This is a genomic window from Leeuwenhoekiella palythoae (assembly GCF_020310025.1).
In the GTDB taxonomy this organism is placed as follows: Bacteria; Bacteroidota; Bacteroidia; order Flavobacteriales; family Flavobacteriaceae; genus Leeuwenhoekiella; species Leeuwenhoekiella palythoae.
In genome coordinates, this window is record NZ_CP084318.1 from 1220362 (window position 1) to 1244453 (window position 24092).

Genomic DNA, 24092 nt, shown 5'->3' on the forward strand with positions numbered 1-24092 from the left:
TATGAAAAACAACGTTATTTTTCTTAGTATCGCCCTCATTTTCTTAGGGCTTACCGCAGAAGCACAACGTAGTATTCGTATAGGGTATGTAGACATGAATTACATCTTAGAAAATGTTCCCGAGTATCAAGAAGCACAAGCGCAACTAGATAAGCGCGTAGCCGACTGGAAAACGGAAATTGAAAAGCGTACCAAAGAGATTGATCAAATGAAAAAAGCGCTCGAGAATGAGCGTGTACTGCTCACTCAAGAGTTGATCAAAGAGCGTGAAGATGAGATCAAGTTCGTTGAAAATGAAGTTTTACAATACCAGCAGAAGCGTTTTGGCCCTGAAGGTGATTTGATGAAACAGCGCAGCATTTTAGTTGAGCCTATTCAAGATCAGGTATTTAACGCCGTTCAAGAGATTGCAGAAGCCAGACAATATGACTTTGTCTTAGACAAATCTTCAGACTTAGTGATGCTGTATGCAAATAAAAGACACGATATTAGCGATCAAATTTTATTAAGCATCAAACGCTCTTCAAAACGCACGCAGGTAAACTCTAGAGCTGACAAAGAAGAATTGAAGCGCGACGAAGCCTTAACCTTAGATCAGGTAAATGAGCGAGAAGAGCGTGAAGCCGAAGCGCAAGCACAACAAACAGAGCGAGAACAGATCATCGCAGAGCGTAAAGCAACGCGAGACTCTATTCAAGCAGCTCGCAAAGCAGAGTACGAAGCGCGCAGACAAAAATTATTAGAAGAGCGTCAACGCAGAAGAGACTCAATATTAGAAGCAAGAAAAAAAGTAAAAGACTCTATAAATTAAACCTTGTCAACAGGTCATAATTGGCACCTAAAACTTAAATAATTATAACACTTAATATTACTAAAATGAAACACGTTAAAACCCTAGTTGTAGCCTTAGCTTTAATTTTAGGAACAACAGGATTTGTTCAAGCTCAGGATTCTAAAGTAGCGCATATTGCAACTCAAGAATTATTAACTTCAATGCCAGAATACAAGAAAGCTCAAGCTGACTTAGAGAAACTTCAGAATTCTTATGATGCTGAAATGAACACAATGGCAAATGAGCTTAAGAAAACTATGGAGCGTTATGGTAATGAAGCTCAAAGTCAAACTGACGAGACTAACCTACAGCGTCAAGCAGAGGTAGAGCAAACTCGTAATAAAATTATGGAGTATCGTCAAAATGCACTTAGAGATCTACAGAAAAAAGAATCTGAAGCGCTACAACCTATCGTAGAAAAAGCGCGTACAGCAATTCAAAAAGTAGCACGTGCTAAAGGATACAAGTATGTATTAGACAGCACTACCGGTACTGGACTTATCCTTGCTGACGGATACGATCTTATGGCTGACGTTAAAAAAGAATTAGGTATCTAATACTTTAAAAAGCTTATAATTTTCAAAAGCCCTTCTGTTGATTCAGAAGGGCTTTTTATATTTGGCCTATGCAACACAAGCACCCGATAGGCGTTTTTGACAGTGGCGTAGGCGGCACTTCGATATGGAAAGAGATCGTACATAAACTTCCACAGGAAGACACGATCTATTTAGCCGATATCAAAAATGCACCGTACGGAGAACGCTCCAAAGAAGATATTCTAGCGCTTTCCGTAAAAAATACAGAATACCTCATCAGTCAAGGCTGTAAGATTATCGTGGTCGCTTGTAACACCGCCACAACCAACGCCATTGACATTCTACGCGCGAATTATGCCATTCCCTTTATTGGGATCGAACCCGCCATTAAACCTGCTGCTTTGGCTTCAAAAACCAAAGCCATAGGGATACTCGCCACCAAAGGCACACTCAGTAGCGCCCTGTTTGCCCGGACTTCTAGTTTATACACCACAGACTTAAATGTAATTGAAGTTATAGGTACTGGTCTCGTTGAGCTTATTGAAAGCGGAAAATTGCATTCTGAAGAACTTTTTAAACTACTAAAAAGCTACGTTCAACCTATGATGGATAAAAATATCGATTATCTGGTTTTGGGTTGCAGCCATTACCCGTATTTAATACCGGTTTTAAAAAAAATACTCCCTGAGCACGTTCAGATCATAGATAGCGGTCAAGCGGTGGCTAAACAAACAGAACGTATTCTAAATGAAAACAAGTTGCTTTTCGAAGGTAAGAAGGAAGGAAAGCATAACTTGTACAGTAATGCTTCAATTGAAGTGCTTCAAGCGCTTACCGAAGATGTACCTGTAAACCGAAGCGTTTCTTTTCTAGATTTTTAATTGACCGCAGGACAATTACATTCATAAGGTTCGCGGCGCTCCCCAAAATCGTAGCCCAATGTAATCTGATGAAATCCATTAGACAGCACAATATCGTTCTGCTGATAGGTATAGGTATAGCCCACTAAAAAGCGCTTATAGGTGACACCCAAAAATGGGGTTAAATATTGCGATTTTTGACTTTCTACGTCTCCGTCACTATTCAAGTACTGCGCTCCGTCTAGGTTTCTTCGGTACGACAAACCTCCCCAGAGTTTACCCCAGTCAAACTTGCGGTAGACTTTTCCGTTGATATCAACAGAGACTTCCTGCGTTTCATCTGTAGCCTGAAACATCACTGAAGGCTCATAACTCCACGGACTGTTTAATTTTCCAAAAACATACCCCGCAGAAGCTAAATACCTGCGTTGATTGGTAGACTCTAAAGCTGTAAACATCGCTCTATTTCGCGGAAGCACATTCTTTACAGTAGCGTGCGCCCAGAAATCCAGAAAATAATACGACATCCCGATATCTACATTAAAGTAGTTATCTGTTTGACTTCCGCCGCTTATTATGGGATCAAAATCGGTAAGATCAAAACTGCTTTCGTCAAGCGTATTTTGCATAAGCCCCACGCTTACACCAAAAGAAAGTTGGTTTAAATCAACATAATTACGCGATAGCAGTAAATGATAAGCAAACGTCCCATAAACACCACGCTGAGAAAAATTACCATTCTCATCAGAAAATAGCTGCATTCCTAAACCTACCTTTTCTCCTACTCTACCGTTTACCGCAGCCGTATACAAATTAGGCGCATCTTCAACATCAAACCATTGTTGACGCCCGGTAAGTCGTATTTGATTAGCATTTGCAGCGCCGGCCATTGAGGGGTGCAACAGATAAAGATTTTCGGTAAGGTAATCCCAATATACAGGAATACCCTCTTGACCTTTTGCATAAAAACCACACACTAAGCAAATTAAGAGTAGTACTTTTCTCAAAATAATCTTCGGCTTTTTATAGCTCAGTTTTATAAAACGTTAACCTTGTAAATCTAAATAAATAATATAAGGAGATGGCATGATACACGACTAAAAAAAAGGAGAAGCACTTATAAATTAGTTAAATTTGCACAAAATAAAACCATGAGTACTTTTAATATCACTATAGAACCTACTTCTAATCCTGCGATTAAAAAATTTCAGGCTAATTCATTTCTGGTAGATCATAACAGTTATGAATTTAAGAATATTGATGAAGCAAAGAATTCTCCCCTAGCCCAGCAATTATTCTACCTTCCATTTGTAAAAACGGTGTACATCGCGCAAAATTTTATTGCGATCGAAAAATTTAATATCGTAGAATGGATTGATATTCAAGATGAACTTTCAGGTCAGATTGAGAACTTTTTAAACGACAACGGTGTGGTGATCATTGAAGATGCCGCTACTGCCAAGAAGATTCCCGTAACAGTTTATGCAGAAAGTACGCCGAACCCTGCAGTACTTAAATTTGTCACTAATAAAAAGATCGTAACCGAAACACTAGAGTTCAAGAATATTGATGAGGCAAAAAATGCTCCATTGGCTTTGGCATTATTTCATTTTCCTTTTGTGAAGGAAGTCTTTATGGACTCTAACTACGTGAGTGTTCAAAAATATGAAGTGGCCGAGTGGGATGATGTTTTTCAGGAAGTACGTGAGTTTATTAAAAACTACATTGAAGAAGGTAAAGAAATCGTTTCTGAAAATTTCAAAAAAACGCCTCAAGCTGTTGAACAGCAAAAAGAAGTGGAGTTTGAAGCGCTCGATGATACCTCAAAAGAAATCGCCAATATTATTGAAGAATATGTGAAGCCTGCAGTTGCGAGCGATGGTGGCAATATTCTTTTTAAACATTATGATCCTGAATCAAAAAATGTAAAAGTGATTCTTCAAGGGGCTTGTAGCGGTTGCCCTTCTTCTACCTTCACGTTGAAGAACGGTATTGAAACAATGCTCAAAGAAATGCTGCGCGGAAAGATCAATAGCGTAGAAGCTATAAACGGTTAACACATTAACAATACATTCTCTTTTATAACCGCTTAGATTATTGTATATTCAAATTTCGACTTAGAAATTAACTAAACTAATAATTATGGCAGTTTTAAAAGTAATCGAAGTATTGGCGAGTTCTAACAAAAGTTGGGAACAAGCCACAGCAAATGCAGTGAAAGAAGCTTCAAAAACCGTAAAGAATATTCGCTCTGTGTATGTAAATGAGCAAAGCGCTGTGGTAACCGGCGATACGGTTTCAGAATTCAGAGTGAACGTAAAGATCACTTTTGAAGTCAAGTAACACCTTGCATTTATAAGTATTTAAAATCCCGCTATTGCGGGATTTTTTATTGCTATCAATATTTGATTACCTACTAAAATACCAAACCTCCTATAAACTATTAAGGTTTTAACAATTAACGATATTTAAACACTCGTATTTTTTATTTATGCCCCCTATCTGTGACCTTTGCAGAAACTAAAAAATTATATATGGATTTTGACATTACCCAATGGGAAGATTACGCCTCAAGATTTGGCGCTAAGATTATAGATTTTATTCCGAGTTTGATCGGGGCAGTTTTAACGCTGTTCATAGGTCTTTGGATAATTAAAATGATCAACAGACTTGTAAAGAAATTCTTTGCTAAAAAAGATTACGACGCAACCCTAGAAAAGTTTATCGCAGATCTAATTAATTGGACGTTAAAGATTTTACTTTTTGTGTTAGTGGTTACTCAATTAGGCGTTGAATCTGCATCTTTAGTCGCTGTAATTGGTGCCGCTGGTTTGGCAATTGGTCTTGCACTGCAAGGATCATTAGCAAATTTTGCCGGTGGAGTTTTAATCTTACTTTTGCGCCCGTTTAAAGTAGGCGATTGGATCTCTGCTCAGGGTGTTGACGGTTCGGTAAAGGAAATTTCAATTTTCAACACACGCTTGGTTACCTTCGGGAATCAGGAAGCCGTGATCCCTAACGGAAAACTTTCTAACGATAACATCATCAACTATTCTTCTTTAGGTATCAGAAGAAATGCGCAGACTTGGGGAATCTCTTATGACAGCGATATTAAACTTGCTAAAGATATTTTATTGGAGCTTGTAAACGAACAAGAGACTGTTTTACACGATCCACATCCGGAACCTATGATCGTAGTTACCGAACTTGCAGATAGTTCCGTGAATATGTCACTACGCTTCTGGGCGACTAATGACGATTACTGGGCATTGCACTGGTATATTCTTGAAGAGGGTAAAAGACGCCTTGAAGATAAAGGTATTGTTATTCCGTTTCCACAACGCGATGTACACGTTTTTAATGAAAGCGGTGCGACCTTTAGCAGTAAAGAATAACTTATTATTTTTTAGACTTGGTTACTAAAAAGTCTTTCAAATAAAAAGGTTCAAAATAAGCGACATCTTCGATGTCGCTTATTTTATGTTTGGCTTCGGCTAAATGTGCCATTTCACGGGCTGAAGGCAATGCTTCGGTAGCAAAATGCGCATTAGTATGGTTTAAAATACCTTTTAACTTTTCGGCACCGTTTCCTATAAATAAGCACTTCCCATTAGTGAGTTGTTCTTGAAAGGAGTCTTCTTCGATAATTTGCGCTTCGATCCCCCGAAGCTCTTTAAATTCGGTATCAAAAATTGCGCTATAAACTTCCATTCTACGGGCATCAAGCACCGGAATAATAGTCTGCACATCTGAGATATCTGCTTGCATTGCTAACGCCTTGAGCGTATTTGTAGCAATTAGAGGAATTTCTAAAGCAAAACACAAACCTTTAGCACTGCTCACTCCTATACGAAGACCGGTATAAGATCCCGGACCTTTGCTAACCGCTACACCATCTAAATCTTGCTTGGTTAGATTTGCTTCTGCCAACACCGCATCAATATACTGATGCAAGCGCTCTGCGTGACTGTAATTAAGCCCCATATCCTCTTTTAACGCGATAACATTTCCGTCACGAGAAAGGGCTACAGAACAGTTAGTGGTTGTAGTTTCTAAGCAAAGTATAAGCGCCATAATTTAGTCTTCTTCTGAAGCACCAAATTTAGCATCTTTTTTAACCTCAACCATATCTCCGTCCTTAAGTAATTTGGTCACCGTATTGTAAGGCCCTGTAATTACTTCATCACCGGTTTCTAACCCTTCTGAAACTACGATATTAGAATCATCTTGAATTCCGGTTTTGATGCGTTTTAAAGAAGCTTTATCTCCGTTTTTGACAAAAACTGCTTCGTATTGACTGGTTCCAAAACCAGTGGTCGCTGTAGTATCATTTTTAATCACAATAGCACTGATGGGCACTGAAATCGCATCATCTACTCTATTGGTGATAATATCAACCGTCGCTGTCATTCCCGGTCTGAACGGCGAATACGCTTCAGGTTTCCCTTCAACGAGGTCTTTATACGATTCTTCCAAAATGCGCACTTTGACTTTAAAGTTGGTCACCTGATCAGCGGTCAGGTTACTTTCAGCAGAATTAGCAATCTCTGTTACTTCACCTTTAAATCGCTTTTTAAGATAAGCATCAACCTCCACGCGTGTAGAATCTCCTATATTAATTTTTACAATGTCATTTTCATTTACATCTACCTCAACTTCCATATTGCCTAAGTCTGCCACGCGCATCATTTCGGTACCGGCCATTTGCTGAGTTCCCACAACGCGCTCTCCCAATTCTACATCAAGTTTAGAGATCGTTCCGCTAATAGGCGCATAAATGCTGGTACGCGATAAGTTATCGCGAGACTGATTCACATTTGCCGCAGCACTTTGTACGTTATAGAAAGCCGATTTAACATTGGCTTGCGCAATCTCATAATCAGAGATCGATTGATCCCACTCTGACCGTGAAATAACCCCTTTCTCAAATAATTTTTGATTACGCTCATAATTGGCTTTAGCCACTTTCAGTGCAGCTTCAGATTGGGCTTGATTCGCTTTTACATTCTGTAAAGACGCCTGTGCTTGCGTTAGGGCAGATTGAATCAAATCTGGGTTGATGCGCACCAGAAGATCTCCTTTTTCTACCTGCTGCCCTTCAACAACTGGTAGTTCTATAATCTCCCCTGAAACTTCAGAAGAAATTTTAACCTCAGTTTCCGGCTGAATTTTTCCGGTAGCAGCAACGGTTTCTACAACACTCGCCAAGGCGATCTCCTGAGTTTCCACAGGCTTAAATTCGCCGGTTTTACCAAACAATCCGGCTTTTTTTCCACCAATTAATGCAGCAATTAAAACAACTGCTACAACCAGAATAATGATAAGGGTCTTTCTATTCATCTTTTACTTATTACGAGAAAGCGATCGTTTTGTAATTAGAATTTTAGCTCCTCAACCGGAACTCCAAAATACAATTCGAGTACTTTCAGCTTGAATATATAATCATATTTTGCGCGATTCAAGTCAATCTGCGCATTGTCAAAACGTTGTTTAGATTGGCTGAAATCAAAAGCATTAATCAGCCCCACCTCATAGCGATCTTGAGAGTATGAGAACGCTAACTCCTGAGATTCTACAGCGGTCTGTGCTGCTTCAAAAGCTTTAAGCGCACCCTTGGCATCTAAATAAGCCTGATACACGGTAGATTCTAAATCTAACTGTGCCTGCTCTAAATTTATAGCCGCACGGTCTGCAGCGATCTTGCTTCGGCGCACATTATTTCTCGTTTGAAAACCATTAAGAATAGGAACATTTAAACGCAGCCCGTAAGAAACCCCGTCATTTAAATACAACTGCTCTTGAAACGAGTTTAAAACATCTTGCTCAGAGTATCGCGTGCTGTACCCAAAGAAAGCTGAAAGTGTGGGCCAGGCAGCACCTTTAGCGATCTCTACATCCTTCTCTGCCAATTCCAGATTATTTTCAGCGATTTTAACCTCATAACGCTCCTCTTTAGCAGCATCAGTGATTTCGGCTGGAGTTTTTAGCAATACGTCTTCACCGTAAATTTGATAATCACCATCAGCGATATCAAAGTTTTTATAATCTCTGATCAGCAAAGTTTGCGCGAGACTTATTAACGAGATTTGCACCGCATTTTCTGCTGCCACAATATTTTGAACTTCGTTAGCATTTTGTGCCTGTACCTCAAGCAAATCACCTCTTGGCGCAACCCCTCCTTCTACAAGATCAGTGGTTTGCTGAAGCTGTTGCTGCGTCACCTCATTTTGCGAGCGTAACACCTTTAAATTTTCTTTATTTAATATCACCTGAAGGTAGCCGTTAGCCACATTGAGCGCGATATCATCTTCAAGCTTCTCATAGCCGTATTGTGCAGCTAAAGCCGAAAGCTTTGCACGCTGTACTTGCTTGAAGTTTCGAAGTCCGTCAAAAAGATTATAAGAAGTGTTGATTCCACCACTCGCTGACAAGAACTGGGTTGTAGTTGCCAGGTTACTCGTAGGATCAAAGTTCAAACCGGTGTTTTCTGAAACTGAAGCGTTTGCATTTAAGGTAGGTAAAAAGCTACCGTCTGCATCAGATTTGTCTAAAGCGGCCGCCTCAACATCAAGCTGTGCCTGACGAATCTGGATGTTTTCGTCTAAAGCGCGCTGAATACACTCTTGCAGCGTCCACTTTTTCTGTGAAAAACCAGAAGCTACCGAAAAAACTAAAATAAAAAAGAGTATTGCGTTTCTCATGATTTAATTTCTGTATGATATGTAGTACTTAAGAATAAAGTGTTACACAATAGGTTTTATATTTTGTTAAAAACTTTGAGCAGGCTTAACCGCATTCCAAACTTTGATCTTGTCATCTGCTGAAACTCCATCTAAAATTTCAACATAAATACCGTCGCTAACCCCCAGTTTAATGTCTCTTTTTTCAAATTCTTGCTCACCGATCTCAACCTCTACAAAAGGCTCCTGCGTTTTAGAATCGTATTGCACTAAAGCTTCTTTGATCGCTAAAACATCGTCTGCTCGCTCAAGAATTATGGAAGCATTGGCACTCAACCCTGCACGAATAAAAGTGGAATCTTTTTTAGCCAACGTTCCTTTTATTTCAAACTGAATTGCGCCATTTTCTGCCACCCCTTTTGGGGCGATATAATCTAAAGTAGCATCAAATTTTTTATTTTCAATAGCACCCACAGTGATCTCTAGCGGAAGGTCTTCTTTTATTTTGCCTACTTCGCTTTCGTCAACTTTTCCTTCAAAGATCATATCGTTTACGTTAGCTAAAGAGGCAATTGTAGTCCCATCATTAAAGTTGTTAGACTCAATCACCTGATTTCCTTCTTTAACAGGAACTTCTAAAACCATCCCAGTTATCGTAGCACGCACTGAAGTAGTGGCGTTATTGCCCAAACCAGTAGTAGTTCCCGTTTTTACGATATCATAATTTTGTTGCGCACTCGCCAGACTTACCTGTTGTTGCTTATAGTTTTGTACTGCCTGATTATACTCCCGCTGACTGTTATCAAAATCGTTGGCACTCACCACACCTTTATCAAATAGTGTTTTTTGTCTTTGATAAATGCTTTCTTGATTTTCTAGCGTAAGCTTAGCGGTTTCCAAATTTGTTTTTGCAGTCTGAATCGTATTGCGCGAACTTACCAAAGACGATGCGTTAGGCACGACCTCTATTTGAGCCAGTAGATCACCGGCTTCAACAAACTGTCCTGCTTCGACAAGAATTTCTTTTATAATCCCAGAAATATTTGGTTTGATCAGCACTTCTTCACGAGGAACAATACTTCCTGTTGCCACCGTTTTTTTAACGATGGTTTGCGTAGACGGACTTTCAGTAGTATAGACCACAGGATCTTCCTGATTTTTTTGGTACAAATAATAGAGTGATCCTATAAAAATGACAGCAATAACTGCCAGGACAACAATAGTAACAGATTTTTTCATGGGTTAGATATTCGTTTTATTGATGAAATTGTTATTCGGTGCGCAAGGCATCTATGGGTTTAACTTTTATGGCATTCTGAGCAGGAATAAAACCGGCTAAGAGTCCTGAGAATATTAGAATAAAAAGTGCGGTAATCACTGTTCCTAAATCAACACTAGGATTTGCAAACATCTCTACAGGGCCGTTTGCATCAAGAATTTTATTAAGTACATAAATCAATGCTGCTCCTAGAGAAATCCCAACCATTCCTGAAATAATGGTCAAAAACACAGATTCCATTAAAATTTGCCCGCGGATAGACCAAGGGCTCGCACCTAAGGCACGACGTATTCCTATCTCTTTTGTACGTTCTTTGACAACGATGAGCATAATATTGCTGATCCCAATAATACCCGAAAGCAATACCAAAATCCCCACAAAATAAGCCACGATCTTCAGCGCTATAAAGAGTCCGTCTACTTTTTGATATTGTTCATAAAGGTCAAAATTACCTATGGCGCGCTCATCTTCCGGGTGAATGCTATGACGTGACTTGATCACATCAAAAACTTTAGGCTTTAATGCCGTGATAGAAAAACCATCTTTTGCGGTAACGGCCATCCATCCCACACGATTACCCATATTGAATGCCTGAGAAAAAGCCGTAAACGGTACATAAATCTCTTTTTGATTTTCTTCGGAATCACCTTCGCTCGCCACTTTAGCGTAAGTCCCAACCACCATAAAGTTGACACCATTGATCTTGATGTATGTACCAATGGGTTCTTCCCCCTTATCGTAAAGCGCATTTTTTACACCTTCTCCAATGATCGCAACTTTACGCTTTTGCTGAATATCGCCGTAATTCATAAAACGCCCCGAAGTGATATTCATAGGTTGCTGCTCTATATATTCAGGATAGTCACCATACACATTAAATGCACCAGAGTTCAGGCCACGAACCACATTGTTTGCACCTCCAAACCCTCCTAGCTGATTTCGGGGGGACACAAACCGCAACTGTGGAATATTCTGTTTTAAAGCCGCTACATCATCAAGATCATAATTAAATCTTCGGCCTTTAGGTAAACCTTTGTAGGGCTTAGAGATGGTCTGCGTCCACATAAACATGGTGTTTGTGGCAATTCCTCCAAAATCCTTTTTGACTCCGTTTTCCAATCCCTTTCCGGCGGCGAGAAGCACTACCAAAATAAAGATTCCCCAAAGCACTCCAAATGCGGTAAGAGCAGTTCTAAACCAATTTCGGCTTAGCGCCTCAATAATTTCATCCCAACGATCTTTACTAAACATACGCTTAAGTTATTCTTCCCGAAGGGCGGTTATGGGTTTAATACGTGCAGCTCTCCACGCAGGCACAAAGCCCGCCAACGCTCCAGCAAACACCAAAATAAACACTGTAGTAATCGCAACATTAAAGTTTACTGACGGATTTTTGATATAATCCATTTGCATATTAGGCCCTAGAACCTCAAGCAAGGCCATACTCAAAATAAGACCGGTAAAACCCGCTATTGCCGTAACAAAAATAGATTCGTGCAACACCATCCCGATTATAGATAGAGGTTGTGCACCTAGCGCCTTACGAATACCAATTTCCTTAGTGCGCTCTTTTACGATGATGAGCATAATATTACTCACTCCAACCACTCCGGCAATTATGGTACAAATGCCCACTACCCAGAAAAAGGTTTTGATCATCCCAATTAAATCGTAAAATCTTTTAGCGCTCTCTAGTGTATTATTGACATTTATCGCGCTTGTATCTTCAGGAGCAACTAAGTGGCGCTCTTTTAAAAATTCTTCTATTTCTGCAGAAAACTGAAGCGATTGCGCGAGAGCATCTTCAAAATTCTCCTGGGGTTTTAGTGTAAATCCCAGATTGCGCACTTTATCTGCTCCTCCAAAAACACGCTGCGAAGTCGAAAGCGGGACAAATACACGGGTTTCCTCGCGCTCACCACCCGGATCTGAATACACTCCAACAACTTTAAAATTGATTCCGTTGATTTGAACATATTCGCCAACCGCACTTTTGCCTGCAAAAAGATCTTGCTGCACCTTATTACCAATAACCATAATCTTGGATTTTAAGCGCTGATCATCATAATTGATATAGCGTCCCGCAACAAGATTTTCGTTTTCTAAAAATTGATAATCAGGATAAACGCCTTCTACGCGATAGCTTCCGCTTTCATTACCGTAGTTTAACGTTCCGCTCCAGATGCGATAGACCGAAGATTTAAATTCAATATCATCTTCATATTTTGTGATCAGGTAGTTATAATCATCATTGGTCATCTCGATAAAACGCCCAGGATTGAGCCCTTTATACCCCATTGAAGTAACCCCACTATAAACCGAAATTCTATTCGCAGCATCCCGTTGAAATTCGGCGCTGATTCCGTTTTGCATTCCCTGACCAAAACCCAGAAGAATGACCAGAATGAAAATTCCCGATGCCACAGAAAGTCCGGTTAAAAACGTACGCAGTTTGTTTTTAGAAATCGTTTCGAGTATTTCTTGCCAGCGCTCCAGACTAAACATGACTTGCAGCTCGTATTTGATTTACCGGGGCGTCATCGATTATAAGACCGTCTTTGAGGTTTACAATACGTTTAGTCATGTGGGCGATATCGTCTTCGTGCGTTACGATAAGAATAGTTTTACCCTCATCGTTAATCCCCTGAATAAGATCCATCACTTCGTAGCTGGTTTTGGTGTCTAATGCACCGGTAGGTTCATCTGCCAGCAGGACTTTAGGATCACTAGCTAAAGCTCTGGCGATAGCAACACGCTGCTTTTGACCTCCGGAAAGTTCGTTAGGCATATGATGTGCCCAGTTTGCCAATCCCACTTTCTCTAAATAAGCCATGGCTTTTTCCGTACGCTCTTTACGCTTCATTCCTTGATAATACAACGGCATACCTACATTATCTAGGGCACTTTTATAGTTAATTAGATTGAAGGACTGAAAAATAAAACCAAGAAACTTATTGCGATATTGGGCTGCAATTTTCTCATTAAGATTTTTAATAGGAACCCCATCAAGTGTGTAAGAACCTTGATCGGCCTCATCTAGCATTCCTAAAATATTAAGTAGCGTAGACTTTCCTGAACCTGAAGAACCCATAATAGAAACGAGTTCGCCTTCTTGAACCGAAAAATTAATACCCTTGAGAACATGAAGAGAATTTGTTCCCATGGTATAAGATTTATGCAAATCTTTAATGGTGATCATAAACAAGTGATGGTTAAGTGTATTGACGAACGTTAAATTTTTAACGCTTATCTGTTTAATAGACCCAAAAACCTATCATTTGTTACACGAAAACAGGAAGAAAATAATTTGAATAGCCGTTACGCGCCTTTATTTGCCTTCTTTCGGCTTTTATAAATAAACCAAATCAAACCACCCATTAATAAGTACGGAATTGCCGCTAAATAAATAATTCCATTGTTCACGCCTTCTGCCATACTGTTATCGGTCTCACTTTCTAAAACCGCTCTACACATAGCGCATTGGGCATTAGCCGAAAAACTAACTACAATAAAAAGTACAGTGAGTAAGAAACGTTTCATAGCATTCAATTTAAGCTGGGTAATACGGAAAAATCATAAAATATACGATTACTCCTGTTACGGCAACATACAACCATATAGGAAATGTGATGCGTGCAATCTTTCGGTGTAGTGCAAATTTACCTAACATAGCTCTCACATAAGTCACCAAAACAAAAGGAATCACTCCCACAGATAGAAGTATATGAGAAATGAGGATAAAATAATAAATGTATTTATAGATGCCCACGGCAGCGCTTTCCGCCTCTGACACTATTCCGTCTAAATTAGCATCTCCAAATTTAGTAGAATCTGATGTTGCGTGATATAAAACATACAAAACCAGGAAAATCACCGAAAGCACAATACAGATTTTTATATATCGCTCGTGTAATTTGCGGTTTCCTTTTTTAATCTGAATCACTGCGGAAAATAGCAGTATCGCGGTAAGCGCATTGATCGCAGCATAGGTAGGCGGCAAAAAGCCTAATCTAGGCACATTAGGAATACGAATGGTAAACAAAAACGCAACAGCCACAGGAATTGCGATAGACAATGCAATAATCCACCGATTATATACTTTTTCTTTTTGAGCCAGATTCTCCATTTATTTCTTATTCTTATTAAGCAACTTATTAATATCCTCTATCAAAATATCGATTTGAGAAGTTTCTTCACCTTCCACTTCAGGCGCTCCATACGGTATGAAACCTCTATAGTAGATCAGCGGATTTCCGAATTCATCTCTGCGCGAGCGAATAAAACCATTTCGATCTACCAATGCAAACAATCCTGAATGCTGAAAATTTCCTTCAATATTAGGGTTTTCCTGCGCCAAAAGATTAAAGCCCACGTTAGCCAGCTCATAAATCTCTTTGCGGTCTCCGGTCATCAAATGCCAGTCAGGATCGGTGATCCCATAGCTTTCAGTATACTCCTTTAAAACTTCCGGAGTGTCGTGCTCAGGATCAATACTAAAACTTGCAATACCAAAGTCAGGGTTATCTTGAAACTTGTTTTGTATAAGTACGAGATTTTTGTTCATCGGGATGCAAATAGTAGGGCAACTTGTGAAGAAAAATTCCACTAAAAAGACTTTACCCTTATAAGTATCCTCTGTGATCGTATCTTTATTCTGATCTATAAACTCAAAATGCGGGACTTTGCGATCAGCGCCATTTATATTGATGTATGCCAGCTCACCATCATTTTCCTGAGTATCTAATTGCCCAACATTTAGACGATCGTTATCTACAACCTCACCGCGCATAGACCTATCGATAATTTTTGGAATTACAATGATTCCAAAAATCAAAACGATGACAGCAATTCCTATGTAGGTTTTTTTTCTATTCATAGCATTTATTTTTTGCGATCAGCATTATTCTTTTTCAGCGCCAGGCGGTATTCGGCTAAAATAATCTTTACATCATCTTTCATTTTATCAGCCAACTCTGCGATATCAGTACTATCATAGCCATACAACACTCCGTAATCCTCATCATCATCCCGCCCTCTAAGGTTACGATCTTTATCGATGATAAAAATGTATGGAGATCCGCCATCAGCCTCTAAACTGTATGGAGTATTTAAATTGTCGAACACTGTATTGATACGCTCTTGGGAGGTTTTTATAAAATACCAATTTGACAAATCTACTAATTGCCCAAGTCCGTAGGTTACTTTTTCTAAGGCTGCATCATCAATCTCCTCTGGTACCAGATACACAAATTGAAAGTCATCAAAGGCAGCAAACGGCTTGAAAATCTTTTGATTTAAGTTGAAAAGATCGCCTCCCTCTCGCTCGATAGTACTTCCTAAAAATCCAAGTACAGTGATCTTATTTTGAAGCTTTACCTTTTGATCAAAGGGTAATTCCGGCAACTGCTCTTCTAAAACAGGAAGTTTAGCAAAATTATGTACCCCAGAAGCAAAAAAGAGATACGCAACAATAGGTAGAATAAATAATACTCCTAGTACAATAAACTTCTTCATCTCAACCTTTTTACGCTGTATTTTATAGCGGCTGCAAAGGTACATCACAGACCGCTTTTCAAGAAATAAGGCATAAAAAAAGACGGCGCTTGCCGTCTTTTTTTCTATAATTCGTTCTGTTTAGAAATCCCAGCTGATATATCCTTCATCATAAACGTCAAAGATATAATCACCTTCGGTTAAAAGAATGAAGATCAAGTAGCATATCAAGAAAATGGCTGTCCAAACAATAGAGCGACGTAACCCTTTAGTTTCGTGCTCCATGTGCATAAATGCCCAAGTGATATAATATGCTTTATAAATGGTAAGGATTATAAAGACCCAGTTAAGTAAGTGCATTCTCAGTAAGTGAGTTTCCACTAAAAATGCCGGTCTGATGATACCTAAAATAACTTCTACAATTGTTACAACCGAAAGGATTGCAAAAACCGTCCAAATTCTTTTTGTGGCTGATCCGTGATTTGTTGCGTCGTGTGCCATTATCTATTTTTTAAATCCTTTATTATTAAACTAAGTAGAAGAATGTAAATACGAATACCCACACTAAATCTACAAAGTGCCAGTATAAACCTACCTTCTCAACCATCTCATAACTTCCTCTACGCTCATAAGTACCTAAGATCACGTTGATAAAAATAATGATGTTGATGATCACACCCGAGAATACGTGGAATCCGTGGAATCCTGTGATGAAGAAAAAGAAATCTGCAAAAAGTGGTGGACCGTACTCATTATGAATAAGGTTTGCACCCTGAACAACACCCATTGCGTCATTTTCTAATTTTGCAAGAGACTCTTCACGAGAAAGAATAGTTTTCTCACCTGCTTCGGTAAGTAATTGCGTGCGAATTAATAGATCAGGATTTGCTTTGAAGCCTTCAACTACTTCTGCAAGATCAAAATCAGGCATAGAACTTTCTGACTCGTACCACAATGCTTCGCTCTTGGTAAGCTGTGTTCTGGCACTTGGTAATTCTACAGCAAAACTTTCTAGAGCTACTTGCTCACCTTCAGCATTAACTACTTGAAGTATTTTACCTCCTTTAGTTTCAATTGCTCCATACTCACCTGAGATGAAATTCGCCCATTCCCAAGCTTGAGAACCCACGAATATAAAACCACCTAAAATGGTAAAGAACATATACCATATTACTTTGTTCTTTTTCATATGATGCCCTGCATCAACTGCAAGAACCATAGTTACCGATGAAAAGATCAATATGAAAGTCATTAAAGCCACATAATACATTGGTGCATCAACACCATGTAAAAAGGGAAAGTGTGTAAACACTTCATCGGCTATAGGCCACTGGTTAACAAATTTAAATCTAGAAAATCCATAAGCGGCAAGAAATCCTGAAAAGGTAAGTGCATCAGAAAGAATGAAAAACCACATCATCATCTTTCCGTAGCTAGCTTTGAGAGGTTGAGCTTCTCCACCTCCCCAAATTTTGCCTTCTGTGCCTGTTTTAACAGCAGTAGCGTCCATATTTTAATATCGGGTTTATAAGCGTTGCAAAAATAGGTATTTTAAAAATGCTTTTCAAAGCAATAATCGGTATTTATAACCATTCAAAAAAAAGAATTTTTAAGAATTCTTAGTATTTGCGAGATCAAATGTTAATGAATTAAATCGTCTGCAAATATGAAAAACAAGAAGAGGTAGACCCAGAGAATATCTACAAAATGCCAGAAGGTCGCCCCTAAAGATAAACCAAGCATCTGATCTTTAGTATACTTCCTGCGCAATTGCTGCACGATCACGACCAACAACACTATTAATCCGGCTGCAACGTGCACAATATGACTAATTACAAAAGCATAAATAAAAGAAGTGGTCACGGTGCTTTCACTTCCGGTAAAGAAATAACCGTTAGCAATAATCTGATCAAAACCTATGAACTGGTAAACTACGAAGGCAATTCCCAGACCTAGTGTGAGGAGCAGCATTATAGTCGCTAAGCCTTTCTTACTCGTTTTAACTGCTTGCTTGGCAACAAGCATAGTCAAACTACTAAGTATAATTATAAATGTACTGATGTAAAACGCCTGTGGCAATTCAAAATCACGCAACCAATCACGACGCTCACTACTTACAATGTATGCACTAGTCAAGCCGGCAAACATCATGGAAAGACTAATAATTCCAAACCAAAGCATCATCTTTTTAGAACGTGCAATTTTGGTTTGTTCTGATTGTGAAGTATAATCCATTATCTCAAAAATTTATCAGCCACATAAATGATCTGAATCAAGGTGATATAACTTACACTTGACAACATCAATCGTTTTGCTGTAACATTATTTTTAAATCTGAATAAGCGAATGGCATAGTACAATAGTACAAGACCTAAAATCCCCACCAACACTGCCGACACAGGCGTTAAATACAACCTGCCGGTGACGCCAAAAACAGGAATTAGAGAAACCAATATCGTCCAGATCGTGTACAGAACCACCTGCACGGCCGTACCGCGGTCTTGTCTTCCGGTAGGTAACATAAAGAACCCGCCTTTTTTATAATCTTCGTACAAAAACCAACCGATTGCCCAGAAATGCGGAAATTGCCAAAAAAACTGAAGCATAAATAAGGTACCGGCTTCGATACCAAAATCACCTGTTGCGGCAACCCAGCCCATCATAAATGGAATAGCCCCAGGAAATGCTCCTACAAATACAGAAAGTGGTGTTTTAGTCTTTAAAGGCGTATACACACAAACGTATAGAAATATTGAAATCCCTCCGAAAACTGCGGTAATAGGATTGATATAATAGAGCGTCACCAACCCTAGAATAGTAAAAACGCAAGCGATTACAAAAGCAGTACGCACAGACATTCGGCCGGAAGGTACCGGGCGATTTTTGGTGCGATCCATTAAGGCATCGAGGTCTTTTTCTAAAATCTGATTATAAGCATTAGAAGCGCCCACCATTAAATATCCGCCAACAGCAAGCATCACAATAGTAACCCAATCTAAAGTGTAAGCCCCCAAGAGATAACCTGCCATACTAGAAAAAACCACGCTAATGGCAAGCCGCATCTTAGTGATTTCTTTAAAATCAATCCAGATAGATGAAGGTGATTTATGGGTTTCTACGAGGCTCAAAAGTGTGTTATTCAAGGGCTTTAAAAAGTCGTGCAAAGATACTGCACGAAGTGCTTTTACACAACCAAATCAACACTTAATATAAACGCTCAACAAAGCACGGTTTTAGATGAGAATGAAATAAAAGGTCTTAACTGAAAACCGGGTATGTTTTCACAAAAAGTACAGATCGATTAACCTTGGCAAATCACTCTAAACCAACAGCATCATAAACCTGAACGCGCTCCCAAAGATCCTCAGACTCTTCGATAAATTTGAGGTGTACAGGTTCTTGCTGATACTTATTCTGAATTTCTTTAGATGGAAAAGTCAAAATGATAGAATACGTCCAGCTATTGTCAACCACCTCTCGAGGCGTATTGGCCGGCGTACCTATAAATTGAGTTTGTGCATAATCGCTGGTACTTAAAAATTTCTTCAAAGAAGCTTCAAAAGCGCTTCGATCTTGTTGACTCTCTGGATTTTTCAACCAGAAATACACTACGTGAGCAAAATTGGTATCAAATTCTTTCATAGGCGTTGTTTCATTTTTGCAAGATGTTGCAAGAGTACTCAACATAATAAGTAACCCTAAAAGTGCTGCTTTCATTTGTAATAGTTTAATAATCAAAATACCAGTTAAAAATATCTGTACGAATACCAAAATTCACCCAGACCGTACTTTCCTCAAGGTTCACGGGATCAAATTGATCTATCGTGTGATTTCGGTAGAGCACATTAGCGTAGCATTTAAAATTGGTTGAAGGATTTACAATATAGCCCAACTCAAAATCGCCAATGAGCGTTGTTGCGGTATTTCCTTGACCGATTTCAATACCAAATTCACTCGGAATATTTTCATCATTTCCGTATATGCTTCCTCCATAATAAACATCATCAATATCCCCTATCTCAAAACCACGTTTTCCATAAATGGCTTTAGCAGTACCGTACCAGCGGTCATTCTGGTAGCGCGCAATAGCGATGAGCTCTCTAAAATTCGCTCCCCACAAATGCGCCATCGACTGGTTGTTATGACCATAATTTAAAATGATCTCATTATTGCTATACACATAAGGCCGAACTTGATTAAACTCCAGTTGCAGTTGAAGGTTGTCTACATTAAACGCATCATAATATTTTACCCCCAACTGAACGCCCTGCTTGTTCTGAAAACTTTTAGTAGAACTAAAAACAGCTCCTGTAGAAAATTCATCTATGATCACCTGTGCGTACGCATTAAACTGATTGCTGAACTTATACTTCGCACTCAAACCTATTAGAGCATTTCCGCCGCGGGAACCCGTTGAAAATTCAATGGCCCGATAAAAAATAATTGGATTCAAATAATTAAGATCAAAACCACGATCGCTATCGTTAGTCCAAATCACATTCTCAAAGAGACCTATATTTAATCGCTTGGTCGCATTAAAACTCAGGTAGTGATTGGCCATAAATTTGGTTTTAAAAGAACCATTCTCAACCACATCAGAGCGCACATCTCTTAAGGACATCCACGTGTTGGCATATTTAAATTTCCAAAAGCTAGTACTCATTTTAAAAAAGGGATACGGACTCGCATTATCACTTAAAAGTAACGAGCGGTAACCATCACCGATAAAATTTTTACCGTGACCAAATTGAAAATTAAAATATTTACTAGGTGAATACGACAAATAAGCCTCTGCAACCGGATAGTCAAAATTACCGTCAGCAGCTTCTGCAGCTACTCCCCTTCCCGGTACAATCGCGGGATTACCGCCGTCTGGAGCAATAGAACGCGCATAGCGGTTAAAATAACCCGCAAACGTACCTTGACTCTCATAAAAGACCGTATAAAAATTGAGCTTCTCTCCTAGTCCGCCTTGAAAAATTAAAGCCCGCGTATTATTATAAGTGAAACTTTGATCTTCGTTATCTGCGGTTTCAAAACCCAACTGTAAATCTGCTGCTGGATCAAGCGTAAACCAGTAGTCTTCTCCCTGCAACGTCACCATATGTTCATTCCATAATTTACGACCAAACCAAGACTCCTTATCCTTATATATACTTTCGCGCTTCTCTTTAAAGTCGTAATATTTATTAACCTCGGAATAAATAAAAGGCTTCCCGGCAGTATGCGCATTAGTGCCAACAGCATTCATCTCTTTATCAAATCTGCTGTAGGTTTGATGCGAAAAAGGTATGTACAACTCAGAGTTGTATTCTCTATTTTTAAAAGGAAATGTTTTAATTGCATCGTATTCAGATTCCATATCCTGCACCGGCGTTACCCCGTATGATTTATTGTTAACCTCTAAAGAATCTGCTGCAGACCGAAGCCCTTCAGGAACAGGAATAGGCATACTAAACTGCATATACGTAGGCCTACCATTATAGGTTGCCGGCTTCACTTTAGGAAGCTCATCAAAAACACGCTTAAGTTCTTCTCTTAAAGCTTCAGATACTGCAGTAATGTTGATCACCTTAAATACCCCTTCTTTTGTCACCTCAAAAAGCACAACCATATCTCCCTTATAGTTGGTGTCTAAAATATCCTGTGGAATCTTAAACTCCGTCTTTATTTTAGCGATAAGGGTTTGATTAAAACAGTCTTTAGAATCTGCAGCAGCAACCGTCTCACACGAACTAAAAACAGGATATTTTTCAAAATTGCCGCTTATGAGTTGCGCTATTCCAGAAGTTGAAATAAGCAATATGCAACCAAAAGCAAAAGTCTTCAATGACATGGACTCAAAAGATTTAGGAGACGAAAGATAGTATTTTTTTAAAAAGCAGCTAAGCCGTATAAAGTGAAGACTGCTAAAAACAAAAAAGCGTCTGCAACAAGTTGCAGACGCTTTTTATAAAGGTAGTTCTATATCATCTAATTTTGAACTTTAAACCAAATGGGCTGAGAGTAAATAACACGCACTTTGCGATCTCTTTGCTTTCCCGGTTCCATAGAAGGGAGTTTTTCCATAACACGTATAGCTTCCTTCTCTAAAGCAGGATGCGGTGCTCGTGTTTGGAGATCAATAATTTCACCATACTCATCAATGGTAAACTGCACATCTACTTTGTTCATTCCCTTTAGACCAAACTTATCGCCTAAAGAAGTATCAAAATTTTTACTGATGTGCGCATTCATTTTTTCTTGCATACAGGCTTTGCGTTCTGCATTGCTCTTTAACCCCTCACAACCCGGAAAGACAGGAACAGTTTCCACAGCCATAAAAGGGACCCATATAACAGGCTCATCGTCAGGAACCGGCTCAATATCCGTAAGATCTGGCGCTTCTGAAGTAGGCTCTGGAGTTTCAACTTCAAGTTCTAAAGTCTCTGGCAATTCCTCGTCTACAATAGGTGGAACATCAAGAGACACTACAACCGGTTTTGGCGCTTCAGGCTTTTTAACCTCCCGACGAATGGGCTCATTCCAATCGTCATTAAAGGAAACCACAGCAACATCATTCATTTTTGGCGGTTCTTGAGCGAGCAAGGGTGATTTCAGCTCAATAACAATAATTGCTAAAATTAAAGCCAAGATCAATCCCACTTGAAAATGGACCACATTGTTTTTACGTAAATTTACGTCGTGCTTGCTTGTAGCTCGATTATCGCTTTGCCGAGCGACTTTTGAGCTTTCTTGTGAATTTTTCATAAGAAAAGTTTTAATGATTAATATTCGATAAAACTTTAACAATAAGCTTGCCACAAAAAAATCCCGTCGCACTTTCGTGGACGGGATTTTAAATTTTCTATGAATTCAAGAATTAATCTTGAACTTGGAACACAATTGGTAATGAGTATAATACCCCTACTGCCTTTCCTCGCTGCATACCAGGAGTCATTTGTGGCAATAGTTTAATCACACGTGCAGCTTCCTGCTCTAAACGAGGGTGTGGCCCACGTGATCCTATATCAACGATGTTTCCTTTTTGATCGATTTTAAAACGTACATAGATACGATTGATTCCGGATAAACCTAGTTCACTACCTAATTCAGTATTAAACTTTCGGTTTACAAACTGGCTAATCTTCTCAGACATACATTTTTTCTTTGCATCGTTGCCTTTCTCTCCTTCGCAACCAGGGTAAACCGGTACGTTCTCGATTACTGCAAACGGTACATCTTCGATAACCTCTTCTTCCTCAAAAGAAACCTCTTCAACCTCAACAATCTCTTCTTCTTGACTTGTTTCAGTAGACTCTATTACAGTTTCTTCGATTTCAACATCATCCTCAACAACTTCGATTTGCTCCGGAGCCGGTGGTGGCGGTGGAGGTGGCGGTGGTGGAGGTGGCGTGTTTAACTCTGTAATAGGCACATCTTCTTCAAGCATATCGTCCATCTGTAATTGTCCGATATCAATGGCCTCTTTCTCATACGTCTTCCACTCGATAGCCAAATAACTCAGCCCGAGTATCAGAATAAGACCTAACTGAAAGAAGAGTACACTTCTTTTACTTAGATCTGCTTTAGGATTTTTCTTAGGTTCCATGTGAATCTTTAGTTATTAAGGATTGCTAATTTAATTAAAAATAGTATCAACTCGAAATTAAAGTTTTGATTTTAGCTTAATAAATTGAGTTTTTGCAAGGAATACAAGCAGTATTCCTATTACAATCCCAATACTATTTGCTAACACATCATTAAAATCTGCTGACCTAGAGGTTGTTAACTCACCCTGTAAAATCTCAATAATTATACCATAAATAAAAGCAAGTATGCAAGATTTTATCAAAGCAGGCAAAAAATTGTCTTTTTTTTGCTTCAAACAATAAAAAAACAAAAACCACAGGCCTACAAAAAAAGTATACGCCAAGAGATGAACGATCTTGTCGCTATCTTTTGGCGCATCACTTATGTGCGGCATGGGCATTAAACAAACAAATGCGATAAATGCCGTATAGATGTAAACCGCAATTTTTAAAAGGTTAACCACCTATAATTTCTTGGTAGGCAGATGCGTCTAAAAGCGTTTCTAATTCGCTCTCATCGCTAAATTTAATTTTTATCATCCACCCTTTACCGTATGGGTCCTCGTTTACTGCTTCGGGCTCAGACTCAAGATCTGCATTGAATTCAATGATCTCACCGGTAAGCGGCAAAAATAAATCTGAAACTGTCTTTACGGCTTCAACCGTACCAAAAACCTCTTCGCGATCTAAGGTCTCCCCTTCGGTTTCTACTTCTACATAAACGATATCGCCTAATTCTCCCTGAGCAAAATCAGTAATGCCCACGGTTGCAACATCTCCTTCTATACGCACCCACTCGTGGTCTTTTGTATATTTTAAATCAGCTGGTAAACTCATAGTT

28 protein-coding genes are annotated in these 24092 nt (G+C 39.1%); 6 read left to right on the forward strand and 22 right to left on the reverse strand.

Going from position 1 to position 24092, the window contains the following annotated elements; translation table 11 throughout:
• Position 1: 1 nt before the first annotated feature.
• From LDL79_RS05165 to murI, 3 genes are all read left to right on the forward strand, one after another.
• A complete protein-coding gene (locus LDL79_RS05165) occupies positions 2-811 on the forward strand; it encodes an OmpH family outer membrane protein (RefSeq protein WP_167598125.1) in 810 nt (269 codons plus the stop codon).
• Between the two features lie 65 nt (positions 812-876).
• A complete protein-coding gene (locus tag LDL79_RS05170; protein ID WP_072983161.1) occupies positions 877-1389 on the forward strand; it encodes an OmpH/Skp family outer membrane protein in 513 nt (170 codons plus the stop codon).
• A gap of 68 nt (positions 1390-1457) precedes the next feature.
• Positions 1458-2249 carry a glutamate racemase gene (gene murI / locus LDL79_RS05175; protein ID WP_225599424.1) on the forward strand — a complete coding sequence of 264 codons (792 nt, stop codon included), beginning with the start codon at positions 1458-1460 and terminating at the stop codon, positions 2247-2249.
• Here murI and LDL79_RS05180 read toward each other — a convergent pair.
• Complete coding sequence (locus LDL79_RS05180; protein WP_449543908.1) at positions 2246-3235, reverse strand: PorP/SprF family type IX secretion system membrane protein; 990 nt, start codon at positions 3233-3235, stop codon at positions 2246-2248. The genes murI and LDL79_RS05180 overlap by 4 nt on opposite strands.
• A 144-nt stretch (positions 3236-3379) precedes the next feature.
• On the opposite strand from LDL79_RS05180, the gene LDL79_RS05185 reads away from it, so the two are divergent.
• The 3 genes from LDL79_RS05185 to LDL79_RS05195 all read left to right on the forward strand — a co-directional run bounded on the left by LDL79_RS05185 (position 3380) and on the right by LDL79_RS05195 (position 5623).
• Positions 3380-4285 carry a NifU family protein gene (locus tag LDL79_RS05185; protein ID WP_225599425.1) on the forward strand — a complete coding sequence of 302 codons (906 nt, stop codon included), beginning with the start codon at positions 3380-3382 and terminating at the stop codon, positions 4283-4285.
• 85 nt (positions 4286-4370) lie between these two features.
• On the forward strand, positions 4371-4571 hold the full coding sequence (locus LDL79_RS05190; RefSeq protein ID WP_072983154.1) for a dodecin family protein: 201 nt from the start codon (positions 4371-4373) through the stop codon (positions 4569-4571).
• A 191-nt stretch (positions 4572-4762) separates the two neighbouring features.
• Complete coding sequence (locus tag LDL79_RS05195) at positions 4763-5623, forward strand: mechanosensitive ion channel family protein (RefSeq protein WP_072983840.1); 861 nt, start codon at positions 4763-4765, stop codon at positions 5621-5623.
• Positions 5624-5627: 4 nt separating this feature from the next.
• Here LDL79_RS05195 and tsaB read toward each other — a convergent pair whose 3' ends face one another.
• From tsaB to gcvH, 21 genes are all read right to left on the reverse strand, one after another.
• Positions 5628-6302, reverse strand: coding sequence for a tRNA (adenosine(37)-N6)-threonylcarbamoyltransferase complex dimerization subunit type 1 TsaB (gene tsaB / locus LDL79_RS05200; protein WP_225599426.1), 675 nt, complete (start codon positions 6300-6302; stop codon positions 5628-5630).
• A 3-nt stretch (positions 6303-6305) separates the two neighbouring features.
• Positions 6306-7568 carry an efflux RND transporter periplasmic adaptor subunit gene (locus LDL79_RS05205; protein ID WP_167598129.1) on the reverse strand — a complete coding sequence of 421 codons (1263 nt, stop codon included), beginning with the start codon at positions 7566-7568 and terminating at the stop codon, positions 6306-6308.
• 35 nt (positions 7569-7603) lie between these two features.
• A complete protein-coding gene (locus LDL79_RS05210; RefSeq protein ID WP_225599427.1) occupies positions 7604-8929 on the reverse strand; it encodes a TolC family protein in 1326 nt (441 codons plus the stop codon).
• Between the two features lie 66 nt (positions 8930-8995).
• Positions 8996-10147 carry an efflux RND transporter periplasmic adaptor subunit gene (locus tag LDL79_RS05215; RefSeq protein WP_225599428.1) on the reverse strand — a complete coding sequence of 384 codons (1152 nt, stop codon included), beginning with the start codon at positions 10145-10147 and terminating at the stop codon, positions 8996-8998.
• 31 nt (positions 10148-10178) lie between these two features.
• The gene (locus tag LDL79_RS05220) at positions 10179-11438 is read right to left on the reverse strand and encodes an ABC transporter permease (RefSeq protein ID WP_167598132.1); all 1260 of its coding nucleotides are present in this window, start codon (positions 11436-11438) and stop codon (positions 10179-10181) included.
• Between the two features lie 9 nt (positions 11439-11447).
• On the reverse strand, positions 11448-12692 hold the full coding sequence (locus tag LDL79_RS05225; protein WP_072983144.1) for an ABC transporter permease: 1245 nt from the start codon (positions 12690-12692) through the stop codon (positions 11448-11450).
• Positions 12685-13386 (reverse strand): ABC transporter ATP-binding protein, encoded by a 702-nt coding sequence (locus LDL79_RS05230; RefSeq protein ID WP_072983142.1) that lies wholly within the window; start codon positions 13384-13386, stop codon positions 12685-12687. Before LDL79_RS05230 ends, LDL79_RS05225 begins: the two co-directional genes overlap by 8 nt.
• Before the next feature lie 119 nt (positions 13387-13505).
• Positions 13506-13727 (reverse strand): hypothetical protein, encoded by a 222-nt coding sequence (locus LDL79_RS05235; RefSeq protein ID WP_225599429.1) that lies wholly within the window; start codon positions 13725-13727, stop codon positions 13506-13508.
• A gap of 10 nt (positions 13728-13737) precedes the next feature.
• On the reverse strand, positions 13738-14313 hold the full coding sequence (locus tag LDL79_RS05240) for a DUF420 domain-containing protein (protein ID WP_225599430.1): 576 nt from the start codon (positions 14311-14313) through the stop codon (positions 13738-13740).
• Positions 14314-15063 carry an SCO family protein gene (locus LDL79_RS05245; protein WP_225599431.1) on the reverse strand — a complete coding sequence of 250 codons (750 nt, stop codon included), beginning with the start codon at positions 15061-15063 and terminating at the stop codon, positions 14314-14316.
• Between the two features lie 5 nt (positions 15064-15068).
• The gene (locus tag LDL79_RS05250) at positions 15069-15701 is read right to left on the reverse strand and encodes a hypothetical protein (protein WP_225599432.1); all 633 of its coding nucleotides are present in this window, start codon (positions 15699-15701) and stop codon (positions 15069-15071) included.
• Positions 15702-15821: 120 nt separating this feature from the next.
• Complete coding sequence (locus tag LDL79_RS05255) at positions 15822-16181, reverse strand: cytochrome C oxidase subunit IV family protein (protein WP_072983134.1); 360 nt, start codon at positions 16179-16181, stop codon at positions 15822-15824.
• Between the two features lie 25 nt (positions 16182-16206).
• On the reverse strand, positions 16207-17190 hold the full coding sequence (locus LDL79_RS05260) for a cytochrome c oxidase subunit 3 (RefSeq protein ID WP_072983133.1): 984 nt from the start codon (positions 17188-17190) through the stop codon (positions 16207-16209).
• Positions 17191-17321: 131 nt separating this feature from the next.
• Complete coding sequence (locus LDL79_RS05265; protein WP_225599433.1) at positions 17322-17915, reverse strand: cytochrome c oxidase subunit 3; 594 nt, start codon at positions 17913-17915, stop codon at positions 17322-17324.
• The gene (cyoE, locus tag LDL79_RS05270) at positions 17915-18808 is read right to left on the reverse strand and encodes a heme o synthase (protein ID WP_072983838.1); all 894 of its coding nucleotides are present in this window, start codon (positions 18806-18808) and stop codon (positions 17915-17917) included. The genes LDL79_RS05265 and cyoE overlap by 1 nt, the downstream gene beginning before the upstream one ends.
• Before the next feature lie 187 nt (positions 18809-18995).
• Positions 18996-19397, reverse strand: coding sequence for a Dabb family protein (locus LDL79_RS05275; RefSeq protein WP_225599434.1), 402 nt, complete (start codon positions 19395-19397; stop codon positions 18996-18998).
• A gap of 10 nt (positions 19398-19407) precedes the next feature.
• Complete coding sequence (locus LDL79_RS05280; protein ID WP_225599435.1) at positions 19408-21516, reverse strand: gliding motility protein RemB; 2109 nt, start codon at positions 21514-21516, stop codon at positions 19408-19410.
• Between the two features lie 137 nt (positions 21517-21653).
• Positions 21654-22430, reverse strand: a complete 777-nt coding sequence (locus tag LDL79_RS05285; RefSeq protein ID WP_225599436.1) for an energy transducer TonB — start codon at positions 22428-22430, stop codon at positions 21654-21656.
• A gap of 112 nt (positions 22431-22542) precedes the next feature.
• Entirely contained in the window at positions 22543-23271 is a 729-nt protein-coding gene (locus LDL79_RS05290) for an energy transducer TonB (protein WP_072983124.1), read from the reverse strand.
• A gap of 57 nt (positions 23272-23328) precedes the next feature.
• Positions 23329-23715 carry a VanZ family protein gene (locus tag LDL79_RS05295; protein WP_167598142.1) on the reverse strand — a complete coding sequence of 129 codons (387 nt, stop codon included), beginning with the start codon at positions 23713-23715 and terminating at the stop codon, positions 23329-23331.
• The gene (gene gcvH, locus LDL79_RS05300) at positions 23708-24088 is read right to left on the reverse strand and encodes a glycine cleavage system protein GcvH (RefSeq protein WP_167598143.1); all 381 of its coding nucleotides are present in this window, start codon (positions 24086-24088) and stop codon (positions 23708-23710) included. Before gcvH ends, LDL79_RS05295 begins: the two co-directional genes overlap by 8 nt.
• Between the last annotated feature and the right edge of the window lie 4 nt (positions 24089-24092).

What these genes read in the sequence shown, in the direction of transcription:
- LDL79_RS05170 (WP_072983161.1), top strand. Translation starts at nt 877, where the DNA reads ATGAAACACGTTAAAACCCTAGTTGTAGCCTTAGCTTTAATTTTAGGA.
- tsaB (WP_225599426.1), bottom strand. Translation starts at nt 6,302, where the DNA reads ATGGCGCTTATACTTTGCTTAGAAACTACAACCACTAACTGTTCTGTA.
- LDL79_RS05210 (WP_225599427.1), bottom strand. Translation starts at nt 8,929, where the DNA reads ATGAGAAACGCAATACTCTTTTTTATTTTAGTTTTTTCGGTAGCTTCT.
- LDL79_RS05215 (WP_225599428.1), bottom strand. Translation starts at nt 10,147, where the DNA reads ATGAAAAAATCTGTTACTATTGTTGTCCTGGCAGTTATTGCTGTCATT.
- gcvH (WP_167598143.1), bottom strand. Translation starts at nt 24,088, where the DNA reads ATGAGTTTACCAGCTGATTTAAAATATACAAAAGACCACGAGTGGGTG.
- LDL79_RS05165 (WP_167598125.1), top strand. Translation starts at nt 2, where the DNA reads ATGAAAAACAACGTTATTTTTCTTAGTATCGCCCTCATTTTCTTAGGG.
- LDL79_RS05260 (WP_072983133.1), bottom strand. Translation starts at nt 17,190, where the DNA reads ATGGACGCTACTGCTGTTAAAACAGGCACAGAAGGCAAAATTTGGGGA.
- LDL79_RS05235 (WP_225599429.1), bottom strand. Translation starts at nt 13,727, where the DNA reads ATGAAACGTTTCTTACTCACTGTACTTTTTATTGTAGTTAGTTTTTCG.
- LDL79_RS05255 (WP_072983134.1), bottom strand. Translation starts at nt 16,181, where the DNA reads ATGGCACACGACGCAACAAATCACGGATCAGCCACAAAAAGAATTTGG.
- LDL79_RS05190 (WP_072983154.1), top strand. Translation starts at nt 4,371, where the DNA reads ATGGCAGTTTTAAAAGTAATCGAAGTATTGGCGAGTTCTAACAAAAGT.
- LDL79_RS05240 (WP_225599430.1), bottom strand. Translation starts at nt 14,313, where the DNA reads ATGGAGAATCTGGCTCAAAAAGAAAAAGTATATAATCGGTGGATTATT.
- LDL79_RS05195 (WP_072983840.1), top strand. Translation starts at nt 4,763, where the DNA reads ATGGATTTTGACATTACCCAATGGGAAGATTACGCCTCAAGATTTGGC.
- LDL79_RS05280 (WP_225599435.1), bottom strand. Translation starts at nt 21,516, where the DNA reads ATGTCATTGAAGACTTTTGCTTTTGGTTGCATATTGCTTATTTCAACT.
- LDL79_RS05205 (WP_167598129.1), bottom strand. Translation starts at nt 7,568, where the DNA reads ATGAATAGAAAGACCCTTATCATTATTCTGGTTGTAGCAGTTGTTTTA.
- LDL79_RS05265 (WP_225599433.1), bottom strand. Translation starts at nt 17,915, where the DNA reads ATGGATTATACTTCACAATCAGAACAAACCAAAATTGCACGTTCTAAA.
- LDL79_RS05220 (WP_167598132.1), bottom strand. Translation starts at nt 11,438, where the DNA reads ATGTTTAGTAAAGATCGTTGGGATGAAATTATTGAGGCGCTAAGCCGA.
- LDL79_RS05185 (WP_225599425.1), top strand. Translation starts at nt 3,380, where the DNA reads ATGAGTACTTTTAATATCACTATAGAACCTACTTCTAATCCTGCGATT.
- LDL79_RS05230 (WP_072983142.1), bottom strand. Translation starts at nt 13,386, where the DNA reads ATGATCACCATTAAAGATTTGCATAAATCTTATACCATGGGAACAAAT.
- LDL79_RS05285 (WP_225599436.1), bottom strand. Translation starts at nt 22,430, where the DNA reads ATGAAAAATTCACAAGAAAGCTCAAAAGTCGCTCGGCAAAGCGATAAT.
- LDL79_RS05225 (WP_072983144.1), bottom strand. Translation starts at nt 12,692, where the DNA reads ATGTTTAGTCTGGAGCGCTGGCAAGAAATACTCGAAACGATTTCTAAA.
- LDL79_RS05290 (WP_072983124.1), bottom strand. Translation starts at nt 23,271, where the DNA reads ATGGAACCTAAGAAAAATCCTAAAGCAGATCTAAGTAAAAGAAGTGTA.
- LDL79_RS05245 (WP_225599431.1), bottom strand. Translation starts at nt 15,063, where the DNA reads ATGAATAGAAAAAAAACCTACATAGGAATTGCTGTCATCGTTTTGATT.
- murI (WP_225599424.1), top strand. Translation starts at nt 1,458, where the DNA reads ATGCAACACAAGCACCCGATAGGCGTTTTTGACAGTGGCGTAGGCGGC.
- LDL79_RS05275 (WP_225599434.1), bottom strand. Translation starts at nt 19,397, where the DNA reads ATGAAAGCAGCACTTTTAGGGTTACTTATTATGTTGAGTACTCTTGCA.
- LDL79_RS05250 (WP_225599432.1), bottom strand. Translation starts at nt 15,701, where the DNA reads ATGAAGAAGTTTATTGTACTAGGAGTATTATTTATTCTACCTATTGTT.